The 12,113-nt window shown below is 57.4% G+C and carries 8 protein-coding genes; 2 read left to right on the top strand and 6 right to left on the bottom strand.

Annotated elements, in window-relative coordinates:
• Window positions 1–7 precede the first annotated feature (7 nt).
• From ACH3PB_RS04270 to hrpA, 5 genes are all read right to left on the bottom strand, one after another.
• A complete protein-coding gene (locus tag ACH3PB_RS04270) occupies window positions 8–1,804 on the bottom strand; it encodes an ExeA family protein (RefSeq protein WP_416398186.1) in 1,797 nt (598 codons plus the stop codon).
• Between the two features lie 3 nt (window positions 1,805–1,807).
• Entirely contained in the window at window positions 1,808–3,307 is a 1,500-nt protein-coding gene (locus ACH3PB_RS04265; RefSeq protein WP_416398184.1) for a DUF3336 domain-containing protein, read from the bottom strand.
• A gap of 90 nt (window positions 3,308–3,397) precedes the next feature.
• Window positions 3,398–4,204 carry a VacJ family lipoprotein gene (locus ACH3PB_RS04260; RefSeq protein WP_416399413.1) on the bottom strand — a complete coding sequence of 269 codons (807 nt, stop codon included), beginning with the start codon at window positions 4,202–4,204 and terminating at the stop codon, window positions 3,398–3,400.
• Window positions 4,194–5,315 carry a beta-ketoacyl-ACP synthase III gene (locus ACH3PB_RS04255; RefSeq protein ID WP_416398183.1) on the bottom strand — a complete coding sequence of 374 codons (1,122 nt, stop codon included), beginning with the start codon at window positions 5,313–5,315 and terminating at the stop codon, window positions 4,194–4,196. The genes ACH3PB_RS04260 and ACH3PB_RS04255 overlap by 11 nt, the downstream gene beginning before the upstream one ends.
• A gap of 73 nt (window positions 5,316–5,388) precedes the next feature.
• On the bottom strand, window positions 5,389–9,414 hold the full coding sequence (gene hrpA, locus ACH3PB_RS04250) for an ATP-dependent RNA helicase HrpA (RefSeq protein WP_416398182.1): 4,026 nt from the start codon (window positions 9,412–9,414) through the stop codon (window positions 5,389–5,391).
• 102 nt (window positions 9,415–9,516) lie between these two features.
• Here hrpA and ACH3PB_RS04245 point away from each other — a divergent pair, with 102 nt between their 5' ends.
• A complete protein-coding gene (locus ACH3PB_RS04245) occupies window positions 9,517–10,497 on the top strand; it encodes an alpha/beta fold hydrolase (protein ID WP_416398181.1) in 981 nt (326 codons plus the stop codon).
• A gap of 85 nt (window positions 10,498–10,582) precedes the next feature.
• A complete protein-coding gene (locus ACH3PB_RS04240) occupies window positions 10,583–11,071 on the top strand; it encodes a MaoC/PaaZ C-terminal domain-containing protein (protein WP_416398180.1) in 489 nt (162 codons plus the stop codon).
• Window positions 11,072–11,135: 64 nt separating this feature from the next.
• Here the strand turns inward: ACH3PB_RS04240 and ACH3PB_RS04235 are convergent, their stop codons facing one another.
• Window positions 11,136–12,113: an AgmX/PglI C-terminal domain-containing protein gene (locus ACH3PB_RS04235; protein WP_416398179.1), complete on the bottom strand. Its 978-nt coding sequence runs from the start codon at window positions 12,111–12,113 to the stop codon at window positions 11,136–11,138.

Here is a 12,113-nt window from a genome sequence, read left to right as displayed (position 1 = left end):
GCCTAGTCTAATTCTGCTGTAGGTCAACTGGTTCAGGATCATACACCAGTCTGGGTGCATCCGAACCTGTCCAGTTGTTCAGCGTAATGAGTGTTATGGCACCGGGCAAGCCATCTGCCAGAATGCCCGCCTGCCGCTGGAACCACACGACCTTGGCTTTCAGATCGAGTGCGGCGAATTCGACGCTGCTCATCTCTGGCTCATCGGTGTTCTGGCGATAGCGCTCGAACGCCAGCTTGAGCATGCGATCAAGCCAGCTGGCCTCGTCCTCGTAGCCAGCCATGGCGGGTGTCATGCTCATGTACGGTGGTTGCTTCCACACGACAGAATAGACACCGTCCCAGTACCGGTCGATTGCTTCCTGTTGCAGGTCGAACACTTCGTCGTCCAGCACGACACTGACGCTATCATTACTGGCGTCGTAGCCGACCAGTGTGATGAAAAACAGCTTGCCGTCGTCGTTGCGCACCCGCAAGACTGCGGGCCTGTCGAGGCGTGTAAGGCTGCGCCAATTGCCCTCGCGGTGCAGACAGGCGAGACCATAGCGGCTCACGAAATCACAGACCAAAAGTCCACGATCGGGCTTTTCATCGATGCGCCAAGCTGCGAGCAAGGCCGCATAGGCACGTAGTTTGTTATCGTCAGCCGGCTCGTATTCACCAATCACCACAGGTGGTGCCAGGACTGGTCGCAGGGCTTCTGTCGGTGGCGTCTCGTCGGTCTCTGTTACTGTAGCCTTCGTAGCCGCTGCCTCCGTAGCCGTGGCCGCCGTAGCCATGGGATCGGCCAGCTGATCATTGGCAGGCGTCGCGCTTCCTCCCATACGCAGCAGGTCCGGAATACCAACTGATGACCCGGCTGCAGTATCTATGGTCTGTTCGGGCGGCCCCTGGAGCGTGATGAGCGCCAGAACGAAGAAGCCGGCCGCGAGTCCGATGAGGCTACCGCGATACCACCACTGTCCAGCGATGTGACCGGTATTTCTGCGTTTGCGCTCGAACAGACCGATTTCCTTCGCAGCACTCTTGATATACTCCGGACCGACCTTCGGCTCATTCATGCTGTACGCACCCAGCAGCGCCCGGTCACAGATCAGGTTGACGAGTCGGGGTATACCCTTCGAGAGCTTGTACAGCGACTTCACCGCCTTGTCGGTAAACATCGTCTCCCGCAAACCAGCCACTGACAGCCGATAACGCAGGTAACCGTGGAGATCATTGAGACTCAAGGCCTCGAGATGATAGCGGGCGGTGATACGCTGCGAGAGCTGCCGAAGTTCCTCACGCTGAAGAATCTCACGGAGTTCAGGCTGGCCGAGCAGTATGATCTGAATGAGCTTCTTGCTGCTGGTTTCCAGGTTCGTCAGTAAGCGCAATTGCTCGAGCACGTCGATGGAGAGGTTCTGCGCTTCATCGATGATGATGACGGTGTGACGTCCCGTCGCGTGACGGTCGAGCAGATGGTGATTGAGTTCATCGACCAGAATCTTGATTGACGATCCGGACGGGTAGCGAATCTCCAGCTCATCACAAATCGTCGCCAGCAGCTCCCGCGCAGTCAGCCGCGGGTGCACGATGAATGCAACGTCAGTCCGCTCAGGCACCTTTTCCAGAAAGCTGCGACAGATTGTGGTCTTGCCAGTGCCTACCTCGCCGGTAAGCAATACGAACCCGCCTTCCTCACGCTGTAGACTGAAGAGTAAATGCGCCAGAGCTTCGCGGTGGCGCTGACTCATGTACAGATACCGCGGATCAGGCGCTATCGAAAACGGCGCCTCATGCAAACCATAGAAGGCTTCATACATGGATCAGGATGCTTTCCCTACTGAAGATTCACCGACAACCGACAACTCCGCACGCTGCCCACGCAGCCGCTCCTTGAGTTCAACGATACTCTTCTCAAGCATCTGCGAGATCTTGGCATGCGTGGCAATCATGGATATTTTTGGCCAGGTAGCGCGCTCACCTTCGAGGGTGAGCCGTCGCACCACATCAGGCGCCGGGTTCCTGAATAACTGCGCATAGTGCCACCAGGTATAGCGTGGCGAAATGGTCACGTCGCCAAAGTACTGCTGGGCAAGGATATTGTAGATCTGGCCGCTAGCCTGACGCATGACACTGGAACTGAGATTGGTCCGCAGGTAATCGAAAAGCCCCTTGCCGTGGAACTCCATCTCAGCCCTGATCACCCGCATGGGTATCGAAGACAGACTGGTCTTGCCGCCATCCGGCAGGTCGTTATTGAGAAACGGCACGATGTGGGGGTTGGTCTGGCTCACTATCGAGAAATTGACGTCGTACAGGTGCATGAGCCGTTCGACCGGCAGGTCGCTGACCACGGAGCCGTCGACCCAGCGCAGCTTGGGCATGAAAGGCACCGCGTTACCAAACTGGTCCTTCTTCATCAGCTTGACTGGCGGAAAGATGATAGGCACCGCTGAAGAAGCCAATGCTGCGCTCCAGACGAAAAGATACGGCGAGGTATAGCCGCACAGCAGCCGCTCCTTCTGATGCTGTGCCGTCGGCGAGACTGATATATTGATACTGCGGTTGGTGCGCTGAAAGGCCTCGAGGAAACTGTATTCTCCAATGTTGGCTCGCAGGCAGCGTTCCAGCTCCCGCACATCCATGAAGCCACCTCCCCGCAGACCATGCAGCAGACCCATAAAGCGCCAGGCCTTGAGATTGTGCCGATGAGGCAGCAGCATCTCCGGAATTTCATCATCGGTATGTGTGCCCAGCATGGCTGCGATGATGCTGCCAACACTGCTACCGGCGATGACCTGTGGCAGTAGTCCGCGCTCCCACAGGGCCTTTACTACGCCCAGGTGGAACAGACCGAGGGTGGCACCCCCGCTCAGCAACAAGGCTGGTCGGCCGTAACTGAGCGCCATATCCTTGAAGAAGTCGTATTTTTCGCGCAATGGCAGCTGTGGAATGTCAGTTTCGCGCAGATGTTGAAGTATCAGGCAGACCTGGCCTATGTACTCTTCGATGAGATGCTTGGTGCCGACGTGAGAGCGCGTATAAAGCTGCGCACTCCCCATGTTGCCGAGATCGTGATGCTGCCCTTCCCTGAGATGGCGCAGAAGTGCATCGTAATCACGCCGTTCAAAGCTGGTCTTGAGCGCGGTGATGCGCTCGTAGATGAGTTCATAGTTGTAGAGATCGGAGGCGAAAGACTCCTTCCACTCCATATTGCCTTCAATATAATCGAGCTCGAGAGCAGCCTCGCGCCAGCTCTGATAGTTGGTCGCGTTGGCCATGGCTTCACGATGTTTTTTTCTTCGACTGCGAAATGCGCTCATGCTCGATAATCCCTGCTGGGTGTCTTCAGTCCTCTGTTCAAGCTAGTCCAGGCTGGCCCGTCTGGCTAGTAAGCGGGCCGAGGTGACGCCTTAGAAGTCGTCGTCAAGAAAGGGGTCATTTACCACCTGACCATCGTTGATAAGGTAGTTTCGCTGCTGGAGATAGGCATTGCGAATGAAGATATATTCATCGCCCACAATGAGGTGCTCGCCGGGAATGACATCCGCACGCTGGTCAACGACTTCGAGGAAGTTGGCGAAGTAAACTTCAGGTTCGCCAAGCATGTTCACCGGATTGATGAAGCCGTCCGGCACTGCACCAATCGCATCCGTCACTGTCGCAGGGCCCAGCACGGGCAGCATCAGGTAATTGCCCTCGGGCACGCCCCAGAAGACCAGTGTCTGTCCGAAATCCTCCTTCTGACGCGGCAGACCCCATCCCGTCGCCACATCGAACAGGCCAGCCACACCGAAAGTGGTATTGAACATCAGACGTGAAGCGGTCTGAGCGGCCCTGCGATGCTTGAGCTGCAGCGCCGCGTTGGCCAGCGACACGACATCGCCGACATTACGAAAGAAGTTGGTTACCGATCGATCAACGACTTCAGGGGTGATCTTGCGATAGCCCGAAGCGACAGGCCGCAGGAACCAGGTATCGAGAAAGTTGTTGAAACGATAGACAGGCCGGTTGAAGGACTCCCAGGGATCCTGCGGATGTTGGGGCCTGCTGTAGTCACGCTGGGTGACATCGGCTTCGGTCGCTGCTTCATTCGCAATGGTGGCTGCCTCACCCGTCTCCAGCGCCATGGCGGGCGTGGCAAGTAGCGCAAGCAGAATCCAGAGCGCGCGAGCAGACCGCTTGACCTGGCTATGGGCCGTTGGCATCTCAGCGAACACGGACAATGACACTGCCTGCCGAATAACCTGCCCCGAAAGAACAGATGACCCCCACGTCGCCCTGACCGAGATCATGGTGATACTTGTGGAAGGCAATGATCGAGCCTGCAGAGCTCGTATTGGCGTAGGTATCAAGGATGGTCGGTGACTCCTCGGCACTGGCCTCGCGCCCGAGTACTTTCCGGCTGATGAGCAGATTCATGTTCAGATTAGCCTGATGCAACCACATTCTCCGGACTTTGCCGACTTCGATGTCGTTGTCATTCAGATGCCTGATAATCAGATCCGACACCAGAGGGACGACCTCCTTGAAAACCTTCCTGCCGTTCTGCACGAACAGCTTGTCTGGCTTGCCCTCGCCCGATTCGTCCAGGCGGTTGAGAAAGCCGAAGTTATTGCGAATGTTATTAGAATACTGGGTGACCAGGCGCGTGCCCACGATATCGAAAGTCTTCTTCGCTTTTGGCGAAGCTTCGGCCTCGACGACCACCGCCGTGCAGGCATCGCCGAAGATGAAGTGGCTGTCGCGATCCTTGAAATTGAGGTGAGCGCTGCAGATCTCCGGACTGACGACCAGAACCGCCTTCGCTTCACCGAGACGAACCGCATTCGCCGCAGCTTGGATGCCGAAAGTGGCAGAGGAACAGGCTACGTTCATGTCATAGGCGAAGCCCTGCATACCCATCGCTGCCTGGACTTCTATTGAAACCGCGGGGTAGGGTCGCTGCAGATTCGAACAGGCCACAATCAAGCCATCGATTTCGTCGATACGCCGCCCTGCCCGCTCGAGCGCCTCGTTGATGGCAGCCACCGACATCTCACACTGAATGCTCGGCGCTTCGTTACTGCGCTCGGGCAAATAAGGCCGCATGCGTTTCGGATCAAGTATGCCCTCTCTCGCAACCACGTAACGGCTGTGAATGCCGGATGCCTTGACGATGAATTCGGTCGACGACGGTTGCAGTGGCTGAACCTCGCCTTCGGCTATCGCCGCGGCATGCTCGTCGTTGAAAGCCTGCACAAACGCGTTGAACGCCGAGACGAGCTCGTCGTTACTGATCGAGTACGGCGGCGTATAGAGACCTGTTCCGGTAATGATTGCGTGTTTCACTTAATCTCTCTTGTATCAGTCGATACCAGCTGAAGATCTCCGCACTGGGCGACAGCTTCAGCGGCAGGCAGATTCAGCCAGCTGCTTCACGGACCTGTGCAAACTGGCTGCGGATTTTCTTGTCCGAAACCTTCACCCGGGTACCTAGTGTCTGCGCGAAGTAGGAAACTCGGTATTCCTCAAACATCCAGCGTAGCTGATCAAGCGCTTCACTGCGACGGCCTTCGAGCCTGAATTTATCGCGAAGCGCCGTATAAGCGGACCATTCCCGCGACATGAAATCCTGAAAAAGACGTTCATTGGGAACATTGCGGGGCATCTTTTCCAGACGTACAGCGGCGGCTGTCAGGTATCTGGGGAACTCCCGAAGCCATTCATAAGGAGTATTCAACAAAAAGCCCTGATACACAAGTTGTGCCAGATGAGCCTTGAGCTCACTCTGGTATAGCGCGACGGCCAGCGTGGTTTTGCCCATCAGTTGCTTCTGGATATCATGATGCAGCTGCAGAATCTGTTCGAGCAATTCCGCCAGTGCCTTCGCCTCTGCAGCAAAGTGCCTGGCGTGCGTCTTCAGCCGCTGGGAAAATGCAGCCGCATCACGCGGAAAGTCCTTTTCCTGTTCAAGTCCGAAACTCCTGATGGCACTGAGAATCAGGAGGTCGTCCAGAAGATCCCGGGCCTGACCGATCGTGCTGTATAGCAGGGCGACCGAGCGCCATGACTTGAGCCCGCTGACCGCATCACCGGGCCGACCCGGCATTCGAAGCAGAAACAATCGGGCGAGCCCCTGACGGGTAAGCGCCGCGGCTTCTGTTCGATCAAGATGCACATCCAGGGTGACACTGTCTTTCCGATCGGCGAGGAAGGGGTAGACCTCGATAACCAGGCCTGCCCGCTCCGTCTGCATCGATGCTTGCAGCGGGCCGAAGTTCCACTCCGTAATGCCTTCGACTTTCTGAAAGGTATTGTCCTGCTCCGCCCAAGCGCTTGCCGATAACTTGTCTTCCAGCCGCTGGCGCAACTCATGCACGTCGTGACCCTGAGCCAGTGAGCGCCCCTGCTCGTCGAGCGCCTCGATATGGATACGCAAATATTCTGGCAAGGCCGATTCCGGCGGCCAGTGTTCTGCGGGCACATCCACACCGGTGAGTCGCTTCAGGTAGAGGCTCAGCGCCTCGCGCAGTGGCAAATGGCGGGTGGTCATCTCCGCTGCCGCTTTCGCCGCAGTTTCCGGCACCGGTACGAAGTGGCGCCGCCACTGTTTCGGCAAACCTTTCAATAACAGCGCGATTTTTTCCTGCAGCAGGCCAGGCACCAGCCATTCCAGGCGATTCGCCGGCAGCTGGGTCAGCGCTGGCAGCGGCACGTTCAGCGTGATGCCGTCATTGGCTTCGCCCGGCTTGAACTCGTAGCGCAGCCCAAGCTGCATGCCATCCCAATCGAAGCGATCAGGAAACGCGTTGAGGAGATCGTCGCCGACCGTGGTATGCATCACGTCAGCCTTCGTCAGCTCGAGACGCTGCTGCGCAGCCTGATCGAGGCTCCTGTACCAGACAAGCAGATCAGCGACACGAGTAACGTTTGCGGGAATTCGACTGTCGTAGAAACTGTACAGCTCATCTTCGCTTACCAGAAGGTCCCGCCGCCGCAAGCGGGCTTCAAGCGCATCGACATCTTCGAGCATCTTCATGTTCGCAGCCACGAATGGCAGCTGCAGCAGTTTGGCCTGCATATTCTTGCGCGTCCGCCTGGCCGACCCCTTCCTCGCCTTCGGCGTCTGTGTCAGCGCCTGTTGAGTGCTGAGTTCAGGCGAATAGGCCGGTGCAATGAGGCCTTCACGCAGCATCAGCTCGCGACTGAATATCGGGTCGATGGCGCTGTACCCGACCGCCCGGCCCGGTACCACGATGAGACCGTACAGACTACGCTGCAATGAAGCGAGCGCCTCGCCCCGGCTAGTGGACCAGTACGGCTCGAGATATTGATCCTTGAGCACATGGTCCGCCGCGGCTTCGATCCATTCCGGCTGGATACGCGCGACCATGCGCGCAAACACGCGGCTGGTCTCGGTGAGTTCTGCCGCCATGATCCATTTCGGCTGCTTCCGCCTTAAGCGGGTCCCGGGCGCAATGAAGAAGACCCTGTTTCGCGGGCCCTCATAGGCGCCCTTCTGCTGCCGGAGAGGTATCCGCTGATCGCCTGCTGCGCCGTCACGAGACTTGCGTTCGTTCGTTGTTGGCTTGATCTCGAGCAGCGCGCCTGTCTGCATGAAGAGGCCTGAGAGCAATGACTGGTGCAGGCGTTCGTAGCTCAGTGTCTGACCGGTGGTAGCGTCGTCCGACTGTGCGGACGGCTGCGCGGTCGAGTGCCTGTTCACATTGGCGGACGGTTCTGCAGCAGGCGGGGCGGCGACATCCGCGGGCAGTGCGCGCTGAGTTCGCCTGAAACCGAGCCGATGGCACTGCAGACTGAGCTGCCGATGAATCTCGCGCCATTCACGCATGCGCATGAAGGACAGAAAGCCCTGCTTGGCATAGCTCTTGAGTTGATTGCCGGAGAGAGCCTGCCGCTGAGCCTCATAGTCATCCCACAGCTTCAATATCGAAAGAAAATCAGATTGGTCGTCGGCAAAGCGGGCATGCATCTCATCAGCCTGCTGCCGTTTCTCCAGCGGCCGCTCCCGCGGATCCTGGATTGAGAGCATCGAGGTAATGATGAGCATCTCAGGCAGCACAGCATTCTCGGCAGCGGCCAGAAGCATGCGGCCAAAGCGCGGATCTGTGGGAAATACAGCGAGCTGACGCCCGATCGGGGTGATATGACGCTTGGCATCAACCGCGTTCAGCTCGTGTAGCAGCTTATAGCCGTCATTGATGAGCTTGGAAGCTGGCGCCTGCAGGAAGGGAAAGTGCTCGATGTCACCCAGTTTCAGATCCAGCATCTGCAGAATGACGGACGCGAGATTGGTTCGCAGCAGCTCCGGCTCGGTGAAATCCGGTCGCGTCTCGAACGCCTCCTCATCATAGAGTCGGAAACAGATGCCTGGCGCGACCCGTCCGCAACGACCTTTCCGCTGATTCGCGCTGGCCTTGGAAACGGGCTCTATGGGCAATTGCTGTATCTTGTTACGGAATGAGTAACGGCTGATCCTGACGAGGCCAGGATCGATGACATAGCGAATACCGGGTACGGTAATCGATGTTTCGGCAACATTGGTCGCCAATATGATTCGCCGCCTGCCGCCTGATTTGACGTTGAATATCCTGTTCTGCTCGCTGCTGCTCAAGCGTGAATATAGAGGCAGCACGTCAAGCTCATCAGGGAAACGCTTACGCAGTGCATTGGCTGTTTCCCGAATCTCTCGCTCACCGACCATGAAGACCAGGAAATCACCTGCACTGGCACCGGCTTCACGCTCATGTGCTCGTGTAAGCTCCAGGCACTCCCCAATGGCATCCGTCAGCTCGAGCTCACCCAGTGGCCGATATACGACCTCCACCGGAAAGGTGCGGCCACTTACTTCGATCACGGGGGCATCGTTGAAATGCTTCGAGAAGCGCGAGACGTCGATGGTTGCTGAGGTGATGATCAGCTTCAGTTCCGGACGCTTCGCCAGCACCCGCTTGAGATAGCCCAGCAGAAAGTCGATGTTGAGTGAGCGCTCATGGGCTTCGTCGATAATGATCGTGTCGTAGGCCCGTAGCCACTTGTCCCGTCGAGTCTCGGCCAGCAGAATGCCGTCCGTCATGACCTTCACCCGGGTCTCGGGTCCCGAGGTATCCTCAAAGCGGATCTGGTAACTCACCAGCCCTTCGGGCGCACCCGATGCGGTCAGCTCAGCCGCTATCCTGGACGACAGTGCCCGTGCCGCCAGCCTTCGTGGCTGGGTATGCGCAATCTTACCCGCGCGGCCAAGCCCTGCCTGCAGACACATCTTCGGGAGCTGTGTAGTTTTTCCAGAACCGGTCTCGCCGGCCAGCACAAGCACCTGATTCGATCGAATGGCTTCGATGATAGTCGGCGCGTGTTCGCTGATCGGAAGTTCGGGAGGATAAACGATGTCGAACTGGCTGCTATCAGCAGCCTGCGGGTCTGTCATGGTGTTTTCTACGTGCACTTTTGGCAGAACTCTCAAAGAGCTATTGATTATAACAGAGGAAGGAAATAGCCTGCTGCATGAGTCGATATGTCAGGAATAGACATGAACAAGAATATGAAAATGGACACTGAACAACTTTGCACTATCAAGGCCGATGACGCACATATAATTCGAATTCGCTATTGGTCGGCAGAGACTGACGTCCAGCCTACCGTATGCAGCCGCCCACGCGCCATCGTTGTGGTTAGCCACGGCATGGCAGAACATAGCCGGCGTTACGCACCACTCGGCCAGTTTCTCGGCCGTCATGGCTTCATGACTATCTGCCATGACCATCGTGGTCACGGGCCGTTCGCCACACATCTGGGGCATTACGCTGACAAGGATGGCTGGAAAAAGGTCTGGCAGGATCTGGCTCAGGTCATAGAAGCGGCGGCGCTGCGACATCCAGGCGTCCCCATTGTGCTGCTGGGCCACAGCATGGGCAGCTTCATTGCCCAGGCGGCACTCATGAACCGTCGGCTACCGGTCAAGGCGGCCATTTTCTCGGGCAGCAACCTGAGCGATCAGAGCCGTTTGAGTCTCGGCAAGGTCGCGGCCCGCGGCTCCAGAGTCATCTTTGGTCTGCGCAAGCCCAATCCTCTGCTGCACCACTTGTCTTTCGGACACTTCAACAAGCATATCGAGCAGCCTAACACGGATCATGACTGGCTTTCGCGTGACCCTGAGACGGTCAGTGACTACCTCAATGACCCCTACTGCGGCCAGGTCGGTACTACGCAGCTCTGGCTGGACTTCCTGAGTGGCCTTCAGGCCATTTCCACACCGGCCAATGTGGCGCGGATGCCAGCAATACCTTACCTGCTGTTCGCCGGCGATGACGATCCTGTCGGCAATCACGGCAAGGGCGTGCTTGCGCTGGGCCGTCTGCTGCGCAGCAAGACCTCTGATGATGTGAGCACCAGACTGTATCGCCATGGGCGCCACGAGATGCTCAATGAAACCAATCGTCAGGAAGTATTCGACGATCTGCTCCAGTGGCTGGTGGCCAAAGTGCACTACACTGAACAACAGGCCGCCTAATATACTGCGTACCCTGCGGTTTACCTGAAGGCACCTGTCTGAGACAGGGTCATACAAGAGAATCTAACCAAGCGAATTTCGACCTATGGATGCACTCGAAAACCTGACCTACGACGAACTCGAGGTCGGTGACACCGCCACCTACACCAAGTCACTCACCGAAGATCAGATTATTCTTTTCGCCGCGATGTCCGGGGACGTCAATCCTGTCCATCTCGACCAGGACTACGCAGAAAACACGATCTTCAAGGGTCGTGTCGCGCATGGCATGTGGTCAGGCGCACTGATTTCTGCCGCCATCGCAACCGTTATGCCTGGACCTGGCTCCATCTACCTGGAACAGAGCATGAAGTTCCGGCGGCCAGTCAAGATCCATGACACGCTGACCGTTAACCTGAAGGTCGAGGAAAAGCAGACCAAGAACAGGGTGCTGATCAGTTGCAAGGTCTGCAACCAGAATAACGAGGTCGTACTCGAAGGCGATGCCAGAATCATCGCCCCTACTGAAAAAATGAGTATGACAAAGCCCAGCCTGCCGCGTATCACCATCGGCGATCCTGACCACCAGGATTGAGTTTGGCGTCTGCCGTCCCGTCTGCTTCTTCGAAGGGAGCAGCAGACGGGACGCGAACGTTCGGCTAGCCTGGAATCAGGTCTATGGGGTACGGCACCACATACTGATCGATGCCGCTCTTCGCTTCAAACTGCATCAACTGAAGCATGCTGCAAATCTTGGCTTCGAGCGCTGGCGCACCAAGATTGCTCTTCACTATTCTGCACTTCGAAACCGCACCATCTGGCTCGATCGTCAGTTCCGGAACCAGCGTGCCCTGTAGAGCCGGGTTCTGTCTGAGCTCGCGCTGATAGATCCTGAAAATCGTCGACTTGTTGGCATCGAAGACCTGGCGGATTTCTTCACGGCTGCGACCCTGTTTCGCTGGCGTTCTACCCTGTGCCACCTGCTGACCGCCAGCCTGATCGGCCACGGCGATCTGCTTCACATTGCGTCGACCCAGTTCGACCTGCTTGTTGGAAGCGCCAACTGCCGCCGCATCTGCTCCACCACTGCTGGCAGTTTCAAGTGCCAGTGCCCGGGCTGAGGCAGCCTGACCTGCTGGCGCTGGCGTAGCTGTCTCCTGTGGCGAAGTAGCGGCCGCAGCACCGGACATTTCACGCAGATCGGAGAGCTGATCCTTTAGCGCCATCAGCCCTGAGCTCCGGGCCTTTTCACGCGCCTGTTCAACCGTCTGCACCGGACGTGGCTGTGGTGCGGGTTCTGGCTCAGGTTCTGGCTCAGGTTCTGGCTCAGGTTCTGGCGCTGTTTCAGGCTCCGGCTCGGGTTCAGGCTCCGGGTCGGCTTCGGGTTCAGCTTCGGGCTCTGGCTCAGGCTCTGGCTCGGGTGCTATGGCCTCCGCCGGTGGCTCTTTCTCTATAAGCAATTGAGCCAGTTGTGGCGGAATAGCCTCGAGCTCTTCTCGCGAAGGTTCCGGCAGTGATATCAGCGGAATCGCGATTGACAGCAACAGCAGTAAGACGAGTGTTGTATAGAGTATGCGCCTGAAGCGACCACGATCGTCGGGCAGATCGCTCCACGGGAGTGTGTTTTTCAGCAACAT

Origin of the sequence: Allohahella sp. A8, assembly GCF_047946665.1 — a bacterium.
GTDB lineage: Bacteria > Pseudomonadota > Gammaproteobacteria > Pseudomonadales > Oleiphilaceae > Allohahella.
Note: the sequence above shows the minus strand (reverse complement) of the source record. Positions and strands in the feature narration are given on the sequence as shown.